This window comes from Solibaculum intestinale, from assembly GCF_040096205.1.
Lineage (GTDB): Bacteria > Bacillota > Clostridia > Oscillospirales > Acutalibacteraceae > Solibaculum_A > Solibaculum_A intestinale.
Genome location: NZ_JBBMFD010000004.1, coordinates 19,850 through 41,904, shown reverse-complemented (window position 1 = coordinate 41,904; position 22,055 = coordinate 19,850). Strand labels below are relative to the sequence as shown.

Annotated in this window: 22 protein-coding genes; 13 read left to right on the top strand and 9 right to left on the bottom strand. The window is 52.8% G+C overall.

Features of this window, described 5'->3' with window-relative positions; all coding sequences use genetic code 11:
* Positions 1-483 precede the first annotated feature (483 nt).
* Both WMO26_RS03875 and WMO26_RS03870 read right to left on the bottom strand, forming a co-directional pair.
* Positions 484-675 (bottom strand): hypothetical protein, encoded by a 192-nt coding sequence (locus WMO26_RS03875; RefSeq protein WP_349218269.1) that lies wholly within the window; start codon positions 673-675, stop codon positions 484-486.
* Positions 676-863: 188 nt separating this feature from the next.
* On the bottom strand, positions 864-1,211 hold the full coding sequence (locus WMO26_RS03870) for a helix-turn-helix domain-containing protein (RefSeq protein WP_349218267.1): 348 nt from the start codon (positions 1,209-1,211) through the stop codon (positions 864-866).
* Positions 1,212-1,465: 254 nt separating this feature from the next.
* Between WMO26_RS03870 and WMO26_RS03865 the strand changes: the two genes are divergently transcribed.
* Complete coding sequence (locus tag WMO26_RS03865) at positions 1,466-1,738, top strand: DUF6514 family protein (protein WP_349218266.1); 273 nt, start codon at positions 1,466-1,468, stop codon at positions 1,736-1,738.
* A gap of 88 nt (positions 1,739-1,826) precedes the next feature.
* Here the strand turns inward: WMO26_RS03865 and WMO26_RS03860 are convergent, their stop codons facing one another.
* Together WMO26_RS03860 and WMO26_RS03855 are read right to left on the bottom strand one after the other, a co-directional pair.
* The gene (locus tag WMO26_RS03860; RefSeq protein WP_349218265.1) at positions 1,827-2,252 is read right to left on the bottom strand and encodes an Hsp20/alpha crystallin family protein; all 426 of its coding nucleotides are present in this window, start codon (positions 2,250-2,252) and stop codon (positions 1,827-1,829) included.
* 443 nt (positions 2,253-2,695) lie between these two features.
* The gene (locus tag WMO26_RS03855; protein WP_349218263.1) at positions 2,696-3,151 is read right to left on the bottom strand and encodes a phosphate-starvation-inducible PsiE family protein; all 456 of its coding nucleotides are present in this window, start codon (positions 3,149-3,151) and stop codon (positions 2,696-2,698) included.
* A gap of 272 nt (positions 3,152-3,423) precedes the next feature.
* Here WMO26_RS03855 and WMO26_RS03850 point away from each other — a divergent pair, with 272 nt between their 5' ends.
* Positions 3,424-4,329, top strand: a complete 906-nt coding sequence (locus tag WMO26_RS03850; protein ID WP_349218261.1) for a patatin-like phospholipase family protein — start codon at positions 3,424-3,426, stop codon at positions 4,327-4,329.
* 103 nt (positions 4,330-4,432) lie between these two features.
* Positions 4,433-5,113, top strand: coding sequence for a response regulator transcription factor (locus WMO26_RS03845; protein WP_349218259.1), 681 nt, complete (start codon positions 4,433-4,435; stop codon positions 5,111-5,113).
* Positions 5,114-5,320: 207 nt separating this feature from the next.
* Here the strand turns inward: WMO26_RS03845 and WMO26_RS03840 are convergent, their stop codons facing one another.
* The 5 genes from WMO26_RS03840 to WMO26_RS03820 form a co-directional block, all read right to left on the bottom strand.
* The gene (locus WMO26_RS03840) at positions 5,321-6,124 is read right to left on the bottom strand and encodes an alpha/beta fold hydrolase (protein WP_349218413.1); all 804 of its coding nucleotides are present in this window, start codon (positions 6,122-6,124) and stop codon (positions 5,321-5,323) included.
* Positions 6,125-6,209: 85 nt separating this feature from the next.
* Positions 6,210-7,121, bottom strand: a complete 912-nt coding sequence (locus WMO26_RS03835) for a sensor histidine kinase (protein ID WP_349218258.1) — start codon at positions 7,119-7,121, stop codon at positions 6,210-6,212.
* 56 nt (positions 7,122-7,177) lie between these two features.
* Positions 7,178-8,011 carry a DUF2705 family protein gene (locus WMO26_RS03830; protein ID WP_349218256.1) on the bottom strand — a complete coding sequence of 278 codons (834 nt, stop codon included), beginning with the start codon at positions 8,009-8,011 and terminating at the stop codon, positions 7,178-7,180.
* Positions 8,004-8,915, bottom strand: a complete 912-nt coding sequence (locus WMO26_RS03825; protein WP_349218254.1) for an ABC transporter ATP-binding protein — start codon at positions 8,913-8,915, stop codon at positions 8,004-8,006. Before WMO26_RS03825 ends, WMO26_RS03830 begins: the two co-directional genes overlap by 8 nt.
* Before the next feature lie 149 nt (positions 8,916-9,064).
* The gene (locus WMO26_RS03820) at positions 9,065-11,308 is read right to left on the bottom strand and encodes a bifunctional diguanylate cyclase/phosphodiesterase (RefSeq protein ID WP_349218252.1); all 2,244 of its coding nucleotides are present in this window, start codon (positions 11,306-11,308) and stop codon (positions 9,065-9,067) included.
* A gap of 770 nt (positions 11,309-12,078) precedes the next feature.
* On the opposite strand from WMO26_RS03820, the gene spoIVB reads away from it, so the two are divergent.
* From spoIVB to WMO26_RS03770, 10 genes are all read left to right on the top strand, one after another.
* Positions 12,079-13,323, top strand: coding sequence for a SpoIVB peptidase (gene spoIVB / locus WMO26_RS03815; protein WP_349218251.1), 1,245 nt, complete (start codon positions 12,079-12,081; stop codon positions 13,321-13,323).
* 135 nt (positions 13,324-13,458) lie between these two features.
* Entirely contained in the window at positions 13,459-14,238 is a 780-nt protein-coding gene (gene spo0A, locus WMO26_RS03810; RefSeq protein ID WP_349218249.1) for a sporulation transcription factor Spo0A, read from the top strand.
* Between the two features lie 110 nt (positions 14,239-14,348).
* Positions 14,349-14,750, top strand: coding sequence for a hypothetical protein (locus tag WMO26_RS03805; RefSeq protein WP_349218247.1), 402 nt, complete (start codon positions 14,349-14,351; stop codon positions 14,748-14,750).
* A gap of 269 nt (positions 14,751-15,019) precedes the next feature.
* A complete protein-coding gene (locus WMO26_RS03800; RefSeq protein WP_349218245.1) occupies positions 15,020-16,105 on the top strand; it encodes a tyrosine-type recombinase/integrase in 1,086 nt (361 codons plus the stop codon).
* A 12-nt stretch (positions 16,106-16,117) separates the two neighbouring features.
* Positions 16,118-16,846 carry a signal peptidase I gene (locus tag WMO26_RS03795; protein ID WP_349218243.1) on the top strand — a complete coding sequence of 243 codons (729 nt, stop codon included), beginning with the start codon at positions 16,118-16,120 and terminating at the stop codon, positions 16,844-16,846.
* A gap of 43 nt (positions 16,847-16,889) precedes the next feature.
* Entirely contained in the window at positions 16,890-17,471 is a 582-nt protein-coding gene (locus tag WMO26_RS03790; RefSeq protein ID WP_349218242.1) for a hypothetical protein, read from the top strand.
* Positions 17,472-17,538: 67 nt separating this feature from the next.
* Positions 17,539-18,069, top strand: a complete 531-nt coding sequence (locus tag WMO26_RS03785; protein ID WP_349218240.1) for a hypothetical protein — start codon at positions 17,539-17,541, stop codon at positions 18,067-18,069.
* Positions 18,070-18,460: 391 nt separating this feature from the next.
* Positions 18,461-19,027 carry a SipW-dependent-type signal peptide-containing protein gene (locus WMO26_RS03780; RefSeq protein ID WP_349218239.1) on the top strand — a complete coding sequence of 189 codons (567 nt, stop codon included), beginning with the start codon at positions 18,461-18,463 and terminating at the stop codon, positions 19,025-19,027.
* A gap of 18 nt (positions 19,028-19,045) precedes the next feature.
* Positions 19,046-21,436 (top strand): VWA domain-containing protein, encoded by a 2,391-nt coding sequence (locus tag WMO26_RS03775; protein WP_349218238.1) that lies wholly within the window; start codon positions 19,046-19,048, stop codon positions 21,434-21,436.
* A gap of 20 nt (positions 21,437-21,456) precedes the next feature.
* Positions 21,457-22,047: a hypothetical protein gene (locus WMO26_RS03770; protein ID WP_349218236.1), complete on the top strand. Its 591-nt coding sequence runs from the start codon at positions 21,457-21,459 to the stop codon at positions 22,045-22,047.
* Positions 22,048-22,055 lie beyond the last annotated feature (8 nt).

Below are 22,055 nucleotides of genomic sequence, written 5' to 3'. Positions count from 1 at the left end.
GGATGGTCAAAGGCAGAGTCTGAAGCATTCAGGCGGCCGTTTTGGTTTCTCCATGCAGTTGGCCGCCTTGTTCAGGCCCTGCATGGAGCACATCAATGGGTAGTTTCATCTGGATTCCTTCCTCTCTGATTGCCGTTTCCAAGTTTGCCGGCACGCTTTTGCACTTAGCGGAAAAATTCGACCTTGTTCGTTGCCCGCCATGCGCCTCCGTCGGACACGTGGATAGGTCCCTCTTTGGCGGAAGTTACGCGGCCGTTAAACCGGGTTTTTCTTTAGTATAGCAGAACTTTGCTTTCTTTCCTACCATGCGCAAAAATTTTTGGGATCCCGTACCCAATGGCCCGGAAAACGAAAGAAGACCGCACAGCAAACGGCATAGCCGGGTCTCATTACTGGCGGCTGGCTGCGAACGCGATGCGGCGCCTTACACGGACCAAAATGAAAGAAAGGGGCCTTCCGGGGGAAATCCGGAAGGCCCGAAGTTTACTGGAAATTCGCTTGGCTTGGAAGATAGAAGGACGGATAAAAAGAAGAAGCGTTCTGATACATAGCTGACCCCTGGGGGATCAGCCGGCCGCCGCTTTGATTGAGAATCAGCATAGAAGCCCTCGCGGGATTTTGCATCCAGCCCGGAATGGGATTCTCCTGCGGATTGTTGCAATGAATGATGTTCAAGGAAACAAACCTCCCCTCATTGAAACTTGTACCGGAGGGTACGAAAAAGACCATTACCAGCCTATGCGCGAAAAGGAAAATGAGTGACAAGCATAGGGGAAAGATAGAGAAAGGCCAGGGCGGCGTTTCTGGCGGCTGCCGCTTAAAAAGGCAGACCGCAAACAAACGGTCCGCCCGAAAGAAACAATCTATTTTTCCAGCATGTCGAACAATAAGGACAAGATACGTAGCACTTCGTTCTGTTGCTCAAGGGGCAATCTCTCCAGCCTTCTCTGAAACCAGGCCCACTGCAAATTCGACGAATTATGGATAGAAGCATTGGTATGATTGAAAAGATCCTGGATTTCAACCTGAAGCCCACCCGCGATTTTACTGAGGGTTTCCAAAGTTGGATTCTGTTCGCCCCGCTCAATGTGCCCCAAATGCGCGCTGGTCAGCTTAGATTGGTATGCCAATTCTTCTTGACTCCATCCACGCTGCATGCGAAGTTTTCGGATATGTTTTCCAACGGAAAGGTTGATGTCCGTATTCGACATGATATCACCACCTGGAGTCATCATACGCTATATTCTGATATTTCACAAAGTATTATAGTATAAGCGACAAAATAAAAAATACTCTTGCGCCTAAAAAGAACGCCAATCGTAATTTTTATGAAATACAATCGTTTTTAAAGAAAGAAGAAAAGAAAAAAGGGATGTTTTTACATGAAAATCAGTTTCAAATCTTTTATAATTTTATTTGGAATTATTAGTAAAAAATATTGTATTTTGCAAATTACAGGTCTATAATGTTCCGGGGGGAATTTAGCAAGGAGGAATCAAATAAGATGCACAGGTACACCGTATGTGAAAATGAGATGACTTCAGAGGAATTGGGAACATATCGGTCCTATGGGCTTGCCTACCGGGAAGAGGACGGAAGGCAGACAAGGATTGCGGACATTTCCTTAGACCGCGCACAGGTGGAAATTTTGGCGCAGAAATGCAACGAGCTTGGTCTTGAAACCATACATGTATTTGACGCCATTGACAACTTTTTCGCCGAGCAAGCAGCCCTGTAACAGGAAAGAGCCGCCGAAATGCTTGGGCGGCTCTTTCCTGTTACAAAAGGCCCTGGAAAAATCTTTTTCCAGGGCCTTTTCCTTGATTTTATTTGATATCAATTTGGCGGGTGGGCGGAGGCGTTTCCTCCTTCTTGGGAAGCGTAAGCTCAAGAATGCCGTTTTGATAAGAAGCGGAAATAGCGTCCGCTTTGACGTTGGCAATGTTGAAGCTTCTGGAGAAGGAACCGTAGCGGCGCTCCTTGCGGACGAACTTATGATGGTTTTCCTCCACCTGGGCGTTGTGCTCCCCGTGGATGACCAAATAATCCCCGTCCACGTCGATGTGGATGTCTTCCTTTGCGAAACCGGGAAGCTCTGCTTGAAGGATGTATTTATCGCCCTTGTCTACAATATCGGTGCGAAACTGCGAAACACTGCCGCCAAAGGCGTCGCCGAAGAAGCTGCGTTCAAAGTTGTCCAGATAATCGAACAGGCTCTTTTCATTGTGTCCAAAAGGCATCAGATCAAACATACAAATCCCTCCTATGGTTAACGAGTTGTGAAAGAATGCGGGATGTCAGTTCGTTTTCTCAGGAAACATTGGATTCGCCTTCCTTTGCTTTCTTTCCTTTCAACAGCTTTCATTATAGGAGCCGGTTATGACAAAACATAAGATAAAATATGAAATATCTGTTAAAATTAGCACTCTCCTATTGAGAGTGCTAATTTGGGCGAGAAAAAAACGGGATGGAACACAAGCCCATCCCGGTAATAAGACCATATTGGTCTTTAATGGCAGCGTTTGAGCAAATAGCGGAAGAACAACAGCAATCCCGCCGGCACCCCGGCCAGGACGAAAACGCTTGCCAGAATCAATAACGTGGACATACCGCTCACCTCTCTTTGCAGTTCTGAGTATAGCATAAGAGAGATAAACGCAGTGTTATTTCCCGGTTTGGCCCGGTGAAGATTGTGTTAAGACTCGCCAGGCTCCTCCTCCGATTCCTCCGAGAGAGATTCTACCTTGTCCGAATTTGCTTGCCCCTTTGGTTTGTCGTCGAAGGTGCGCACAAAAAGGAACTTGCGAATGGCGAAAATCCCCGCAACCGCCAGGATGCCGATCAGAGTTTCCAGGGTCGTGGTGTGGTACACGATGATCTGGCGGGCGATGGCGTACAGAAGCACTTCGATGGCGGCGCCGGGCGTGTGTTTGATAAGCATTTTGATAAATTCCAGACCGATGACCAGCGCCAGAGCATGGCCTAGGAAGCCTTCGAAGGTGTCCACCGTCAGCAGCTTGCCGTCAAAAAGGCCCATCTCCTGGACCAAGGAAACCGAAGCCAGCAGGATGCTGATTAGGATGAGAATGGATACGGCAATTTCGATAAAGCCGGCGAGCCGGGTGATCCACTTGTTGAGCCAGTTTTTCATCGCGTTCCCTCCAACTTTTAATAGAATTATTGTACCGTATAGCGCAGTGGGTGACAAGCGAAAATGCAAGGAAAAAGAAAAAGAGCAGAAAAAACTTGAAACGGGCGCCCAATCGTTTCAAACACGGCCTATGAAAAAAGGGCCTCCGCCGCTGCCCAGACCAAAAACACAGCAATATTCCCCATCGCCTCTTCGTGCAACCTTGTGAACAAAGCCATACTTGTGAGGAATGGCGAATATACTCCAATAGAAACAAAAAGGGGGAATACATCGTGTCTTTTGGAATGGCGTTTGCTGGAGGCGGAACACGGGGAGCGGCTCATGTGGGGGTTTTGATGGCGCTGGAAGAAAACGGACTTAGGCCGGACGCGGTGTCCGGCGCAAGCGCCGGAGGCATCGTGGCAGGCCTTTACGCAGCGGGCTTTACCGCAAAAGAGCTGCATGAGGTGGTGGAGGAACTGTCGAAAAAAGGCATGCTGCTCGTCGACCCAGCCTATGGCGACATCCTCCTGGCCCTTGGACAGTTTCTCAGCCGCAGGCCCTTGTCCCTGTCCGGCTTTCTCAAAGGGAATCGGCTCGAGCGCTATCTGGATACCCTCACCGAAGGAAAAAAGCTCTGTCAGCTTTCCATGCGTACGGTCATCCCGGCGGTAGACTTAATCAGCGGCCTGGTGATATCCTACACCAACAGCCTGTTCGGCGTCCGTCCCATGCGGGGCGTAACGTGGGAAAACGAGGCTACGCTCAGCGAAGCCATGCGTGCCAGCGCGGCCGTGCCCGCTGTGTTCCGGCCCAAGGCAATCGGCAAACGCCGTCTGGTGGACGGGGGCGTGGTGGATATCCTACCGGTGGATCTGCTGGTGGCGGCAGGGGAAGAAAACGTGCTGGCGGTGGACATTTCCGGAAGCTATCAGTGCCCCGCGCATATCGACATTCTGGAGGTGGCCTCCCACTCGCTGGGGATTTTGCAGGATAACCTTCGGGAATGCAAAACGAGAGGGGAACGTCTTCTACTCAAGCCGGCATTGCCCGAAGATGCGGGTCTGCTGACCTTTTCCCAGATGGAGGCCTGCGTGCAGGCGGGATACGAGGCGACTAGCCGGATGATCCCCACCATCCGCGCGCTTTTTTCGCTTCAGGCAGGCGGCGGGGAACGGGAGATAAAAATGGCGCGCTAAAGAGAATCGGAAAAAGGGTGGAAGGCCTAGTAGAACTTTTGAAAAAAATATGGTACACTAGGAACAAAATTGATTGCAATAAAAGTGGGAGCCGAATAAACGTATGCGCAAAACATCCATTCTGCTCGTGGAAGACGATGCCGACATCAGCAATATGCTCTGTGATCTCCTCACTCAAAACGGATATGCCGTCCAGCCGGCCTATTCGGGGACCGAGGCGGTTTTGCTGATGGAGAAAAATGCATATGATCTGGTGCTTCTGGACCTGATGCTGCCGGGCATCCCCGGGGAAGAGGTGCTCGCCCGGATCCGGCACAGCTCGGATGTACCGGTGATCGCCGTGTCTGCTAAGGACGACACCCGCACGAAAATTCAGGTGCTCAAAAGCGGTGCGGACGATTATGTGACCAAGCCTTTTCATACCGATGAGCTGCTTGCCCGCATTGAGGCGCTTCTGCGGCGCAACAACGCCCGTCCGGTGGGCAGGGTGTTTCATTTCAAGGACATCACTCTAAATCCCTCCACCTTTGAAGTGAAGGTGGGGGAGGAGCCGGTCAGCCTGACAAAGCGGGAATACCTGATTTTGGAGCTGCTGATGAGCAACCCCAACAAGGTTTTTACCAAGAACAACATTTTCGAATCGGTGTGGAACGAGACCTTTCTGGGTGAGGACAACGCCGTCAACGTGCACATCAGCAACATCCGCCAAAAGCTCGCTAAGATCAACGCCAGCCAGCCGTATATTCAGACGGTGTGGGGCATTGGATTTAAGATGCATACGTAATGAAGAAACACACGCAAGGGAAACCGCAGGCTTGTCTTATGAAACGGCTTGCAGATGCCGCCTGAGCGCTCTTGTTCGATTCTTTTTCAAACAGGCGGGGCGGTACTTTATCGGCTGCCGTAAAAGACGAATCCTGATAAAACAAAAGAGCCTGGGGAAAGTGTGCCCCAGGCTCTTTTCGCAGACGCAGCCTGCCAGCCGAATTGTTTATTTTTGCTGGAGAAATTCCACCAGCCGCTCGTTGAACGAATCCAGCTCATCGTAGCAAACGCCATGGGCGCTATGATCAAACGCGAAAAGCTGGGAATTGGCGATGGAGCGGTTGAGCTCCTGGGCAAATGCAAAGGGGCAGAACTGGTCCTGCCGTCCGTGAAAGATGCCGGTGGGAACGGTGATCTTGCGCAGGTCGGAGCGCAGGTCCTCGTCGCGCATGGCGATGGCGGTCTGCACGGTGGCGATGCCGCTTGCCTGCAGACACAGCCCTTTTATCCAGGAAAACATGGCGTCGCTGTGCGGTTGGGCGAAGAGCAGGCCGGCAAACTCCTCTATCAGCTGCGGCCGGTCGGAGGATGCCTGGCGGATCAGCTCGTCAACCTGCATTTTGGTCATGCCGTGGGGAGAGCCATACTTTTGGATAAAGGCAGGCGCTGCCGCAGAAAAGAGGCAGAGCTTCTCCACCGGGGCGCCTGGAAAGAGAGACAGGTATCGCAGTGCCACCGCCCCGCCCAGGGAAAAGCCAGCCAGTGTAAACTGGGTCAAGCCAAGGCTTCGCACCACGGCGTTTACGTCTCGGGCCAATTGGTTGTACCGGTACCCGTCCGAAGGCCGGTCGGAATCGCCGAACCCGCGCAGGTCCATGAGGACGCAGCGATAATCATATTTGGGCAGCAGGTGCAGCTGATATTCGAACATGTTGCGGTTGAGCGGCCAGCCGTGGAGGAGAAGAATGGTCTTCCCGCCGGCCGGATTGATGTCCTCCACCGCGATCCTGACATTCGGCTGAACATTCACGGTAATCAAAAAAATCCCTCCTGAATCCGTCGTCTACCTTACCATATGAAGGAAAGACAGCGTTCAGAAGCGGATTTTTTCTTTTTTATGCAGCTGGAAAGGTGACCGTGATGACAAAGGTGGACGCTTCCAGGGCAGCGCCGATGGTTCCTCCCATGCGCTCGGTCAGCTTCTTTGCGATGGACAGGCCCAAACCGGTGGTCCGGCGGCTTCTGGACCGGTCAGTGGTGTAAAACCGATCGAAGATGTGGGCAAGATCGGCCTCTTCGATGGTGTGGGTGGTGTTTTCAAACCGGATGCGGCAGCCGAACGCGGTCTGCTCCGAGCAAACGCGGTATCCCCCGTCCCCATGAACCAGAGCGTTTTGCAGGATGTTCTCGAAGACCCGGCGAAGGGCGTCCTGGTCGGCGAAAACAACCGGCGAGCCGTCCGGAATGTCCAGGCTCGGGCTCGCATCCTTCTGGCAGAAATCATCGTAGAAAAGAGACACAGTATCCCGCAGCACATTGTTCACCAGCAGCCGCTTGGGGTTCAAAACCAGCTCGTCCGCCTCAATGCGGGCAAATTCAAAAAGCTGATCCAGAAGCCTTCGCACCGCCCCGATCCGCCGGTCGATCACGTGAAGGTACTGCTCGCGCTTTTTTGCCGGCGTATCCGGGGAACGGAGCATCTGCAGGTAGCCGGAGGCGGAGGTCAGCGGCGTGCGTAGGTCGTGGGAAATGCTCGTGATGGTATCCTTGTAATTGCGGCTGACCCGAAGGAGAGCCTGTTCGGTGCTCCGATGTCGCCCCAGCGCTTCGTTGATGCTCACAGCCAAAGCGTCCACGTCCCGGAAGGTGAGCGTGGTGTTCAGCTGCAGGTTGGTATCGGTTTGCTTTAGAAAGTCCATCTGCCGCTTCAGGGCGCGCACCTGCCGGCGGTACCCATGCAAAAAGGCAGACAAAATGCCCGCCGTCATTGCAAGAAGGATCACTGCCGCCCAAAGGATTCCATTCATGGTCGATCACGCTCCCCATTGAGGTTGAAAGGACGGCAGTGCCATGCCGTATCTCCTTATTTGATGTCCCGCCGGACAAAGGAATATACGCCAAAGAAGGTAAAGACCGCGAAGGTAACCACCGCCACAATGGCGCACCGCAGCACCGCGTCGCCGCTGAGGGGCAGAGCCGACAGCTCGGTGATGTTGGAAAAGAGCCAGTATTTTGAAAGGTCCACCCGGTCTTCTTTCAGCAGGTAATTAAGAAAGGTGCTGATGAGCTGCGGAATCAGGACTGCAAAGGATACCGTGCAGATGTTGACCGCCACCGCGCCGCCGATGCTGCGCAGCAAAAAGGAGATCGCCACCATGACGCCCACAGCGGCCAGATGCATGAGCACCTGTATCAAAAGCAGGGTGAACACATCCGAGGGACTTGCCGTACCGAAGCCCCAGAGGGCCGTACCGGTCGCCAGCGCAGCGCCCGCCATCAAAAGCAGCATCAGAGTACCGGCGACCGCCCCGGTGATGAGCTTGGAAAAGTAAATAGAGGTTCTGGAAAAGCCCTTGGCGGCGATGTTTTTAAACGCGCCATGGGAAAAGTCCGCTGTTACGAACAGGGCGACGAAAATGCCGATGAGCACCGGCAGCAGATTGCCGCCGAAGGACGTGGTCATTGCCCATAGGCCGTTCATATCCCCCTCAAACCCGATGGCGGAGGCGGACATCCCCACGCCGTAGGAAGGAATGTCTCCCTGGGCAATTTCAGGCGGAATCAGCTCCATCATTACCTTCAAAAGCTCATAGGAAAAGACGCTGAAAACCGTGAAGACCACCAGCACTAGCGCACAGATGTAAAAGGACTTCTGCCGCCACAGCTTATAGAATTCGGTACGTAACAGATTAAGCATTCCCGTAGCCTCCCATCCGCTGCATGAAGTACCCTTCCAGGTCCTGCCCCGCTGGGGCGATGGTCCTGACGGTCACGCCGTTTTGCACAAGGGTGGTATTGACCATGCCGGAGTCCTCCAAATAGCCGAACAGGCGTATGGTCTGGTCGGGCAGCACGTCAAACTGGTCGGTTTTCAGTATGCTTTCGAGCACCTGCGCCGCCTTTTTTACGTCGTCCACCTGGATGCGCAGGCAGCGCCGGCATCGGGTTTGCAGCTCGTCTTTGGAAAATTCGTCCACCAGCACCCCTTGGTTGATGATGCCGTAGCAGGTGGCTATTTTCGCAAGCTCCCCTAAGATGTGGCTGGAAAGCAGGATGGTGATGCCCTTTTCCCCGTTGAGTGTGAGAAGGAGGTCGCGGATTTCCTTGATGCCGGTAGGGTCCAGACCGTTGATGGGCTCGTCGAGAATGAGAAAGTCCGGATGCCCCAGCAGGCATTGGGCGATGCCCAGACGCTGGCGCATACCTAAGGAAAAATGCTTGACCTTTTTGTTCCCGGTTTCGGCCAGACGGACGGTTTTAAGAGCTTCGTCCACGCTGCCCTTTTCCGGGATTCCCAGCAGCAGCCGGTGGGCCTCTAGATTTTGTCTCGCCGTCATGTTGGGATACAGGGAAGGATATTCAATCATGCTGCCGATGCGCCGCCGGCTTCTCGAAAAATCCTGTCCGCCGAACAGGGTCATGCTCCCCTTATCCGGCCGTGCCAGGCCGGTGACCAGGCGCATAAAGGTGGTTTTACCCGCCCCGTTTTTGCCGATAAAGCCGTAGATATCCCCTTCTTTTACGTGCAGGCTGACCTGGTTGACAGCCGCCCGGCCGCCGTACAGCTTGGTTAGCCCGTTGGTTTCCAGAATCAGTGGCATACGCTCGCCTCCTTTATTCAATGGAGCTAAGTATACCGCCCAAGGTTTTCGAAATCCTTCAAAAAAGATAAAGAAAAGATAAAGTCCCGTGGTTTTTTCTTAAAAAGACAAACACGGCGGCCGGCAATCCTTTGCCGGCCGCCGCGCGGTTACGCATCCAGCTTTCTGCCGAACACATATGCTTCAAATTCTCCCATCGGCATGGGCTTTGCATACAAAAAGCCCTGGGCCATGTCGCACCCGATCTTTTTGAGGAACGCAGCCTGCACCTCTGTCTCCACTCCCTCGGCAACCACCCGGATGTTGAGCTCCTTTGCCATGGAAACCACTCCGCAGATCACCGTTTTGCCCCGGTCGTTGTTGGCCGTCTCCCGGAAGAATTCCCGGTCCAGCTTGAGGATGTCCACCGGCAGCTCCTTGAGCAGATTCAGCGACGAGTATCCCGCGCCGAAATCGTCCATGGACAAAGCAAAGCCTACTTGGTGCAGCTCCCGCACCAGATCCATAAAGATCTTAAAATTGTCAAATACTACGCTTTCCGTTAGTTCCAGCTCGATGAGCCGGGGCGGAATGCGGTAGTGCTCCGCCACACGCTGGTATTTCTCAATAAATTCCATGTTGTGCAGGTGGACCCTAGAAAGGTTGACGGCGATTGGCACCGGAGTCAACCCGCAGTCCAGCCACAGACGCAGCCGCTTGCAGACCTGCCGGAATATATACAGATCCAGCTCCAGGATAAACCCGTTCCTTTCGAACATCGGAATAAACTGGTCCGGCCCAATCAAGCCTTTGCCCGGCCGATTCCAGCGCACCAGCGCCTCTGCTCCGGATACCTTCCTGGTGCCAAGTTCGATCTTCGGCTGCAGATACACCACGAATTCGCCGTTTTGAAGCGCCGCGCGCATGTGATTTTCAATATCTTTTTCTTCAAGCAGACGGTCACGGATGCAGTCGGAATAAAAAATGCACGCGCCCTTCCCATCGTCCTTGGAGGTTTTGTGGGCCAGGTTCGCCCGTTCGATCAGAGTGGTGATGGGCAGGGCCGGGTCGGTGACCTTATACACGCCGCTGGAGAGAATCAGGGCGTACTGCGTATGTTCATTGGAAGGAGCACAGATGGCGTGGCGGATTTGTTCGATTCGGTTGGACAGATCCTGTGTGGTGGAATAGCGCAAAAGCAGAAGAAAATGATCGTTTGCCACCCGGCAGAAGGCTTCGTTGCTTTTGACCTGCTCCTGTAAACACGCGGCAATGTGGCATAAAGTCCGGTTTCCTTCTTCGTAGCCGAACATGTCGTTGATGTACTTGAACTTGTCCACATCCAACTGAACCATGGCATAGTGCAGCTGGGTATGCTTCTCCAGCAGATTTTTCGCATCCAGCTGGAACCAGGAGAGGTTGTGTACGCCGGTTACGCCGTCATAATAGGCGAGCTGTTCGAGCCGTTTTTTGCTTTGATGCTGAAACACAAGAATATATACAAACAAAAGAGTAAACAGCCCAATCACACCGATGTAAAGAAAAAGCGTGCGCGTCAGAATATAGTTGCTGCGCTCCGAAACCACGCTTGCAGGCGCTACCGAGAGCAGGTACCAGTCGTTGATGCCGATAGGAGTGTAATCCATATATTTCACTACGCCGTTTACCGTGTACTCGAGAATTCCGGATTTGTCTAACAGCATGTTAAACTTAATTTCTCCGCTGTCCGCATATACGGTAGCATCGGGGTTGTGGAAAAGGCTGTCAAGTCCGGTAAAGGCGGGATCGCGGCCGGGATGGGCGGTATCGACCACCAGCTCTCCGGTGCTTTGCACGATATAAGAATATCCGCGGCCGTCAAACGTGGAAATCGAAAGAAGTTCCTGGTACACTTCCATATGATGGGTCGCAAAAATGACGGCAACGGCCTTGTCCTGCTTATAAATCGGAGTGGCGTACACATGGATAGGCTCGCCGTCCGCCTTGTCGATGAGAACACCGGTCACCGATGGATCGCCGTTGATAAAAGCGTCGTAAAAATAGGCTCGGTCAGAAAAGTCCATCTCCATGTGGTCGGTGGTATGTGCGATGCCGTCGGGCGTAATGATGCCCATTCGCTTAAATCCGTTGTTTTCACAAACGCCTTTTAAAGTGGAGAGAATCCGATTCAAATCCAAGTCTTCCTGCGCGCCGATGAACTCCGCCAAATCGTGCAGGGTGCTAAGATCCCCGTCGATCTGTTTTTTCACCGTTTTGACGCTTTGCTGGGAAATCTCAGATAAATAAGCGTTGGTTTCCGCTTTCAGGTTTGTGGTCAGATCCTTCATGTAAAAGACCGCGAAACCGGAGAGAATCGCCAGCATCAGCCCCACCAGCATAATGGAGACGGCGATGGAATTTTTTTTGGTTTTCATCAGGTTCGCTCCCGGGTTCCCATCTGTGAAAGGGCCATAGCTTTAGAAGACGGGAATCGATCAATATATTTTTTTTATCTTATCATAGGCGCACCCCGACCACAAGCAGATTTTTCGCCTTTTCCTTACAAAAAACCAGGCTGTGCCGAATCCGTTCGGCACAGCCTGGTTTTTTAAATGGAGAGTGAAAAATGAAGAAGGAGAAAGAAAAAAGGGGTACAATCGGAAGAGAACAAGCAGAAAATGGGGTAGTTTTCTGTTTTATCCGGCTCCTTCCGACGCCCTTATCATATGTGATATTTATGACTTCCTTTTATCATAGTCGTAAGCATTTCATAAACAAAAAATGAACGAAAAATGAACATGTGCACAATGAACATACGATATAAGTTCGTTTTATAGAAATGATACAAATAAAATACAAAAAAACAGGAAAAGATGCAAATTAACCGGTTTTTCTACGTCCGACGGAAACTCCTGTTTTATTCTTTTTTATCGACGGTTTTATTTTTTACATGCTTTAGGAAGTCCTGTTAAATGCATAACCTCCAGGCGGGAAGAAAAACTTCCAGCAGCGGCGGAATTCTGCATAATCGCAGGGTTTTCGGTGGCATAATAAATCTGGTATTTTTTGGTCGTTTCCCAGCATCCACCGCGAATAGGGTCATTTCCCACCGATAAAAGTCCGTTTGCGTGTGAAGCTATAATGCGGACAAAAACGCAGTATTATCAGGAAAAACGCGGCTGATGCCGCAAGCCAGGAGGTAGAAATGTTTGTAAGAAAATCAAAATTTCTGTTCTCCCTGCTGTCCGGCGTGATTGCCGGGGTGCTTGCCTTTACTCTTACGGTAGGCACGACCATTCCCGACCGGTTCAGCGTGGTGGAGGGCGAAAATTTTTCCATTGAAAGCGGTGTTCCGGTGGATGTGCAGCCAAGCGTGGTTTCCGCCGATTCGGTGGAGGCATCGGTTGCAACCGCCGGCCATAGTTATAAGGTAGATTTGAAGCTTTTAGGCCTTTTCCCCGTCAAACAGGTGACGGTGGACGTGGTGAAGGGAACCACCGTCATTCCTTGCGGCACGCCCTTCGGCATTAAAATGTTTACCGACGGGGTGCTCATCATCGGCATGTCCACGGTGGACACCGAGGCCGGCTCGGTAAACCCCGCCAAGGACGCGGGACTGGAGCTGGGGGACGTGATCGTCTCCATCGACGGCAAAAGCGTCATGAGCAACGAGGACGTGTCCAAGATCATTTCCGAATGCGACGGAAGCCCGCTGGTTTTGTCTGTCCGCCGGGACAACATGACTTTTGACGTATCCTTTACGCCCGCCTTTTCCAAAAGCGACGGCTGCTATAAGCTGGGCGCCTGGGTGCGGGACAGCTCTGCCGGCATCGGGACGCTTACCTTCTATGAACCCGAGTCCATGGTATTCGGCGGGCTGGGCCACGGCATCTGCGACATGGACACCGGGGAAATCCTGCCTCTCATGTCCGGCGAAATTGTGCCGGCCGTGATCGGCGGTATCAATCCCGGTAAGGTGGGACAGCCCGGTGAACTCAGAGGAAGCTTCAGCTCCGACAAGGACATGGGCGTTCTTACCCAAAACGGGGAAACCGGCGTCTACGGCATTCTGGACACTGCACCCTCCGCCCATGAGCCCATGCAGGTAGCCATGCGCCAGCAGGTGCAGGAAGGCAGTGCCCAGATTCTGACCACCATTGACGGGGAAACGCCCCAGTATTACGATATAACCATTGAGAAAGTCAATTTTAACGACAACAGCCCCACCAAAAATATGGTCATCCGTATCACCGACCAAGAGCTTCTCGACAAGGCGGGCGGCATTGTTCAGGGAATGAGCGGCAGCCCCATCATTCAAAACGGAATGCTGGTGGGTGCGGTGACGCATGTGTTCGTCAACGATCCCACACGCGGCTACGGCATTTTTGCGGAGAATATGCTGGATTCCGCCAAACAAGTCGATACCAGCGTACTCGACAAGGCATCGTAATAAACCCGCCGGAACTAGACGGTTTTGCAATGACTTCCAAAATTTTCAAAAATATTTTCGGAAATCTCTTGCATTTTATGGTATTATATGGTAATCTAATAGCACCGGAAAAACTTGGAATGTGAGGGATTTGAAATGGAAAAAGGACTCAAACTTTTATTGGCGGATGACTCTCTGGAATTTGGCAAGGTGTGCGCCCAGGCGCTGGAGAGCCGGGGAATCGAAATGGTAACTTGCCCGAAGGACGGACGCAAGGTGCTCGACTCGATTTCGTCGGTAAACCCGGATGTGGTGCTTTTGGATGTGTTCATGCCCAACCTGGATGCGTTGGGTGTGATCCGTGAAGCGCAGCAGAGGAATCTGGCGAAGACGCCGCAGTTTGTCACCATGTCCAGCTTTGATAACCCGAGGCTTGAAAACGAACTGATGAGCTCGGGTGCCGCTTATTATTTTCTCAAGCCCTTTGACGCGGATTACATGGCCGACCGGATTTGTTCCCTTTGCAGCGAATCGCCTGTACCTGCGCAGCTTCATGCGGCAAGGCCGGTCAATCCCGCCCAGTCGGATTTAGAGGTGCTGGTAACCGACATCATCCATCAAATCGGCGTGCCGGCCCACATTAAGGGTTACCATTACCTGCGCGATGCTATCATGCTGTCGGTGGGCAACAGCGAGTATATCAACGCCGTTACCAAGCTTCTCTACCCCACCGTGGCCAAGCGCTACCAGACCACCTCTTCCCGGGTGGAGCGCGCCATCCGCCATGCCATCGAAGTGGCTTGGGATCGGGGCGACGTGGATATTTTAAACGGCTATTTCGGCTATACCATTCACAATGGCCGCGGCAAGCCTACCAACAGTGAGTTCATCGCTATGATTGCCGATAAGCTTCGTCTTCAGCTGAAGGCCAGCTAACCATAGCGTTTGCCTTTTTCCTCATTTTATGACAAAAGCGTTCCCGCCTCAAAGGAACGCCTGGAAATTTTCCAGGTGCGTGGTCTTGTCTCATCCGTGCGGTTGTGCTTATGAAGGCACGGAAGGCGATGGCCATTTCCTTTGCCGGGCTGGAACGCTTTTTTGTTTTAATGAGACCATGCTTCAAAAGGGGCCGCAGAGAAAATGGAAACCAAGTGTTGTGCGTGTGTTTTATTTTCCATTTTTCATGTGTGTTTAAATCGAAAACGCCACGCGCTTTTGTGCGTGGCGTTTTTCATTTAACAAGAGAAAAAAGACCAGCGGCAGAGCGATGCGCAATGGAATACTTAGGATTCAAACACTCGACAGAAACGCATAAATATGAGATAATTCACGAAAATCAGAATGCGGTTTTCGAAATAAAAATAAGGAATCAGCTTGAATTATGGCCGATTTTTGGGCAAATTAGTTTTCGAATTTTATTGCGTGATTTCCTCATAAAAAACGAATAGGCACCACCTGTAAAAAAAGAAATCCTTCGTAAAGGTAGCCCCTTTGCGAAGGTAAAACACCGCCATTTAATTTAAATAAGCATACCATAAACTAGTGTTTTTGACAAGTGTATTTTGAAAAAATGATAAATTAACTGGAAAATGTTTGTTTTATTTGATTCAAAAACAACCGATAAAATTCCTTTTTCAACCTTTATGAGGGTCATTGGAGTGGTCATCTTTTTTGCTATACTGGTAGATGCGGCAGAGCCGCAAAAGGAGGAATCAATATGTCGAAGACTGGAGAGAACATACGCAAAAGGAAGGACGGCAGATGGGAGGGACGGTATCCGGCCGGCCGCAATCCTGACGGGAAAATACGGTACCGATCGGTTTACGCCAAAACCTATACAGAGGTGAAGGAAAAGCTGTGTGCTGCCCGCCAAGGCCTGGCTGCAATGGAACAGCCGACGGTTTCACGGCGTATGCCCACCGGCGATGTCCTCAATCTATGGCTGCAGTCCATGGAATTGCAGGTGAAAAAATCCACATACTGCCGATACCGGGGCATCGTCGAAAAACATCTGCGTCCTCGGTTTGGATATCTGCGAATCCATGACGTCACGAGCGCTGATTTGCAGGCTTTCGCTGCGGATCTGTCGCGGGATTTGAAGGGAAAAACGGTACGGGATATCCTGACAGTCATGGGACAGGTACTCAAATACGCAGCGAAACAGGGCTACTGTGCGAAAATTGATACCGTATGCAAAATCAAAAAAGATGAAAACGAGATGCAGATCCTGTCGCCCGACGAACAAAAACGGCTCACGGCACGTCTTATTGAAAACCAAGGCCGGGAAAGTATGGGAATCCTTTTATGCCTGTATACCGGCCTGCGCATCGGAGAAATCTGCGGCCTCAAATGTAACGACATTAACTACGCCGCCGGCACCCTAAGGGTACGGCGTACGGTGCAGCGGATTTCCGACGGAAATGGAGGGACCGAGATATGGATCGACGCGCCGAAAACGCAACGGTCCGCCCGTGAAATCCCCATTCCTCCCTTTTTGTTGGATACGGTATGTCGACAGGCATGGAAAGGATGTTATCTCCTCACCGGGACGGATACCCCCATGCAGCCGCGCACCTTGCAGAATCATTTCAAACGTCTTTTGAGGGAGTGCGGGCTGCGAAACCTGCGGTTTCATGCGCTGCGCCATACCTTTGCCAGCCGTGCGATTGAGGTAGGGTTTGACGCAAAGTCTCTTTCGGAAATTCTGGGTCACGCCAGCGTCAACATTACGCTCGACCGATATGTACACTCCTCCATGGAGCTCAAACGAAGTCATATGCAGCGCTTTGCCGCTGTTCTTTAACGGGTCAGAAATATGGTAGAAAAAAGCCGGAATCCCTTGATTGCTAAGGGATTCCGGCTTTTTTGGCGCAAAGGGCCTACCTTTACGAAATTCAGCAAAAAAATACTGCTATCAGTATATCCGATTTTCTGTATCATATTCAGAATACCTGAAAAAGCAAGCAGACAACAGAAAGGCGGGAAAGGAACGACTATGACAACTGTAAAAAAAATAAAAAAAATAGGGAATGCCGGCATCACCCTCATCGTCGTACTGCTGGCCGTTTTGGCTGCGCTGATTGCAGGCCCGCGTTTCTTCGGCATGCAGGTGTATTGCGTGCTTTCAGGCTCCATGGAGCCTTCTTTTCCCACCGGCTCGCTGCTTTATGTGCAAAAAACGGATCCATCCTCCGTCCAGGTGGGAGATCCGATCACCTTTCTGTTGACCAACGAGATGCCGGCCACCCACCGGGTGACGCGCGTCGATACGGAAAAACAGCAGTTTTATACCAAGGGCGACAACAACGACCACGAGGACGCTGCTGCGGTACCGTTTCAAAATCTTCTGGGAAGGCCGGTCGCTTGCATTCCCTATCTCGGCTATGTTTCCAATTATATTCAGCATCCGCCCGGCCTGTATCTTGCCATTGCCGCCGGTGCGGTTTTTGTGCTGTTGATTTTGATACCGGACCTGTTTGAACGCGTGGAAAAACGAAACCGGCGCCGTCCGGCGCGAAAGGATGGGCCACAGATTCAGGGGTAACGCCGTAAGGCTCCCAGATAAATTACTTTAGGAGGTTTTTTTGATGAAGGCAGGAACAAAAGGATTGGTGCTATCGCTGTGCGCGGTGTTGCTTGTGGTCGCAACCGTATTTTCTACGGCTGCGTTTCTCACCTCGCAAGACCAAGTGACCAACACATTTACCGTAGGAAATGTCAAGATTGCGCTGGACGAAGCCAAGGTAGACGAATACGGCCAGGCGACGCCGGATGTTCCCCGTGTGCAGGCAAACGAGTACAAACTCATCCCCGGCCGCACTTACACGAAGGATCCCACCGTCCATGTGGATGCAAACAGCGAGGACTGCTGGCTGTTTGCCAAGGTGGAGAACGGCTTGTCCGCCATTGAAACCGCCGGGGATACGACCATCGCCGCACAGATGGAGGCCAACGGCTGGACCGCGGTGGCGGGTGCTCCCAATGTGTATGCTTATAAGGACATTGCAAAAGCTTCGCAGAATATCCCGGTGTTCGGCAGTTTTTCGATTGACGGCGCCGCACAGACTGCGGGTTATGAGACGGCCGTGGTCTCTGTCACCGCTTATGCCGTGCAGGCGGATGGTTTTGCCACCGCTGCCGACGCATGGACTGCCGCGCCGATGAATTAACAAAGGTTAAGCTCACCTGTCGTCATTTATTTTACATTTCGATAAGCCATGAAAGGAAGGACAAAACATGAAAAAGAACATTCTCATTCCGGTTTTAGCCCTCGCGCTGGTGCTGTGCTGTGTGGTGGGCGGCTCGCTTGCCTGGCTGGTGGACCAGACGGATCCTGTCAAGAACACCTTCACCGTCGGCGATATCAACATTGATCTGACGGAAACCACTACCGATTACAAGATGGTACCCGGCAACACCATTGCGAAAGATCCCACCGTTACGGTAGAAGCCGCAAGCGAAGCGAGCTGGCTGTTTGTCAAGATTACCGAGTCCGCAAACTTCGATGACTTCATGACTTATGCCATCGCGGACGGCTGGACGGCTCTTTCGGGAGTGGACGGCGTGTATTACCGCCAGGTTCCCGCGACCACGGCCGATACCACCTTTGCCGTGCTCAAGGACGATACCGTATCGGTGAAGGACACCGTGACCAAAGAGCAGCTGAGCGTGTTGGAGGCCGATACATATCCAACCCTGACCTTCCAGGCCTATGCGGTGCAGAGTGATAACGTTGCCACCGCTGCGGACGCCTGGGCAAAACTCTAATTCATCTACTTCCTTAATTTCCTGACCAATGCCGTAAACGACCTAAGAGAAGCCTTTGTCCGCGTATCACAACCGGCCACATCATACGCGTGGCGCCCTCCGGGCTTGTTTGCGGCTGCGGCCGGAAAATGCGTGTGCTTGTTCCTGGCGGTTCAGGCCGCGGGCTTTTCCTTGCCCATGCCGCGTTTTGGGTCTCTCCTGACAGGAAAGGTCGCAGGGTTCCTGAATCCGCTCTTGTTTTGCTTTCGCGTATGCCCCGCTCTCATTGAGAGCAGGGCATACAAGGGTATCTTAGCACAACACAAAAGACGCGAGGATATCCTTGTGTGCCCTGCGGCGTGCAGCAACAACGGTCAGGCTGAAACGAGAAATCACAGAAAGGAAATGCGTTATGAGACGAAAGCTTTTGGCACTTGTCCTGTTCATCACGTGTCTTTCCGTCGCGGCCTATAGTACCATCGCGTATTTTACCGCGGAGGATACGGCTACCAATGTCATTACAGCGGGAAATATCAGAATTGAACTCGAGGAAACCGCTGTCTCCGAGGACGGCGAAATCGTCCCATTCAAGGACCTGGCCGGCGTCATGCCTGGGGCGGATGTTTCCAAAATCGTTCAGGTGAAAAACACCGGGTCTCAGCCCGCCTATGTGCGCATCCGGATGGAAAAAGTGATTACCCTGGCCGAGGGTGCGGCGGGGGAGGCGGACGTAAGCCTGCTTTCCTGCGACTTGAATGAAGAGGACTGGATGCACAAGGACGGGTATTACTACTACAAGAAGCCTTTGGCCCCCGGCGCGCAAACCGAGCCGCTGTTTACGAAAGTAACCTTCGCAAAGGAGATGGGTAATCTCTATCAGAACAGCAAGGCCCAGATCAACCTTGTGGCGTTCGCCACACAGGCAGCCAACAACGGCGCGACGGTTTGGGACGCCGGCGGTTGGCCCACAGGAGAATAAGAAAGGAGGTTTTCGCGGATGAAACGCAGTCGAGCATCGAAATGGCTGTCTCTCCTGCTTTGCCTTGCCGTGCTGGCGGCGGTCATGACCTGCGGCGTTCCTGCTGTTTTTGCACAGGAGGGGATGGAAGATGCCGCCGCAAACGAATTTACAAGCGAGGAAACCGCCGCCTTCACAAAAGGGTTTTATGTAGATGGCGCCTTGCCCCTTGCCGGGGAACTGCGCGACCAGCTTTTTTACAGCGGTCTGGATGACCACGGGTTCCGCCTGGCGGTCAACCGGATGAATCTGGAGCAGGCAGGCAGCTTGGAAAGCGTGGTGGACGAGGGCCAGGCATGCAGCATTCTCGACGCCATATGCCACAACGGATATCAAACCGAAGAGAAAAACGGCGTTTACGGCGCAGCTCTTGCGGCGGCGGGCATCCGTGCGGCGAAACGTAACGACGCACCCATCTGGCCGGAACCGGGCGCCATTAAGCTGGATAAGGACGCCAAAGCGGTGGCAGGCCAGGAGAACCTCTGGGAAGTTACCTTAGGGATCCAGGGGAAAAATTATCAGTCCACCACCGATGTGGTTCTGGTGATCGACCGGTCGGGCAGCATGAGCGGAAAAAAGCTCAGCAACACCAAAAAGGCGGCCAAAGCGTTTGCGGAAAAGCTGCTTACCGAGGGCAGCCAGACCCGCATTGCCATCGTAACCTATTCCAACAGCGCCTCTACAAACGGGATTTTTTATACCTATGAAACCAGAGACGCTTTTGACAAAGCCATCGACGCCATCCAGGCAAGCGGCGGCACCCACCAGCAGGCGGGAATTCACAAGGCGGATGCGCTTTTGTATTCCGCTGCCTCTACCGGCGTGCTCAAAAACATCGTGCTCCTTACCGACGGCGCGGCTACCTATAGCTATCCCTTTGTGGGAACAGCCACCTACTCGGATTGCAGCTCGCTTCATCTGCTAGCGGGGCAATACGGCGGCACCATTATCAATGCAAGCTTTGTGCCGACGGTGGATTATACCACGACCGTGGGAAACGGCAGCTCTTTTAATCTGTATTATAACGCCTATGTAGACGCTACCTGCAGCCATGGCGTCACCGAGCGGCATGCGTACGGCCAGTATTCTTACGACAACCGCGGCAACCTTGTTTTGACGACTGATACCACCACGGACAACGGCGTGGGCACCGTCTGGGAAGCCAACCAGACCAAGGCCAAGGGTGCCACCATTTACTCGGTGGCTCTGCAGGCGGGAGACGACGGCGAAAACGTCCTCAAGGCCTGTGCTACCGACCCGGCCAAGGGCTACTATGAAATCAAGGCCAACGACAACGTGGAGCAAAAGCTGGAGACCGCCTTTGAGGCCATTGCCGGAAGCATATCCATCGCGGCTTCTCAGGGCATTGTGACCGATCCCATGGGGGAGAAGGTGGCGTTGGCCTTTGACGGCGCCAATCCGGTCATCACCAACAATCCAGAGGACTATAACGCCGGCAGAGCCGATGTTTATATCAGCCAGGGCAGCGCTTCTTATGACTCTGCCACCCAAACCATCCAATGGAGGGTGGGCAACGTCAACGAAGGCGCAAACCCGGTAATGAAGTACAAGGTTGCCGTGAAGGAAGGCGTCACGGTACAGAAGGGCGAAGTCATCGAAACCAATCGGGAAACCACTTTCCAATATAAAGACTATCAGCAAAAAGACGCCGAAGATCAATTCCCCATTCCAAAGGTCACGATTGGCGGCGGCACGATTCTGGTGCACTGGTACCGGGTTAACGAAAGCGGCCAGCCTGTAAATGAGGACGGCCAGGTGGTGGATTCTCCCTCTCTGGCGCAGCAGCTGGAGCCACCGGCGTATTTTGAGCAGGACGGCAGCCAGGGCCTGGATTATGACACGCCCTATACGGTCACGCCCAAGCGGTTTGAAGGCTACCAGTATGACCGCTACATTCTAAACGACGGGCCTTCGGCCCAGGGCGACGCGGTGACCGTAACCCTTACCCCGCAAAACAGTAACCAGCATGTGTGGTTTTCCTATTATCCGCGTGAGGAAACCTGCACGCTGACCATTTCGAAAACCGGGTCCCAGCCGGTGGATGAAAACCAGACCTTCCAGTTTCGCGTTACCGGCGCCGACACGGATACCCAGGGAGTGGACCTGATTGTTACCGTCCATGGGAACGGCTTAATTGCCGTTGCGGATTTGCCGGCGGGCACATATACCGTCCAGGAATTGACGGACTGGTCCTGGCGGTACGAGCCTGATTCTATGACCAAAGAGGTTACGCTGGCTCCCGGTGAGGAAAAAACCGTGCCTTTTGCGAATACGAGGGTAGAAATGCAGTGGCTTGGCGGCGATCATTACCTGGATAACCGGTTTGCAGGCACCAGGCCCGCAGCTTGAGAAAGGAGGCATGGGGTATCGTGATCCGATGGAAAACGGAAAAGAAATCGTCCTCAGCTTGGAACAAAAAGCGGCTGTGGCTGACAGTGTTGCTGGTATTGCTCCTTACCGCGGCCGCCGGGACTACTCTGGCCTTTCTTGCCACAGGAACCAGTCCAATCGCCAACCTGTTTACGCCTTCCAAAGTGGCCTGCCAGGTGGAAGAAACGTTTGACGGCGTGACGAAAGAGAATGTGTCCATTGAAAATACCGGGAATACCACTGCGTTTATCCGGGCGTCTTTGGTGGTGACCTGGAAAACGCCCGACGGGAGCGTGGTTTTAGCCCAAAAACCGGAGAACGGCACCGATTATTCCCTGACCCTCGCCGAGAAAACCGGCTGGATGGAAGGTTCGGACGGATATTATTATTATTCCGAGGCCGTCTCGCCTGGAGAGAACACAGGTCTGCTCATGGAGCAGTGCAGGCCGCTGACCCAAAAGGAAGGCTATGTGCTTTCTGTGGAGATTGTGGCCTCTGCCGTACAGTCCTCTCCGGAAACGGTTGCCTCAGACGCGTGGGGCGTTACCGTTGAGAACGGAATCATCACTGCGGTCCCGGCCGGACAGTAAGGAGGTGC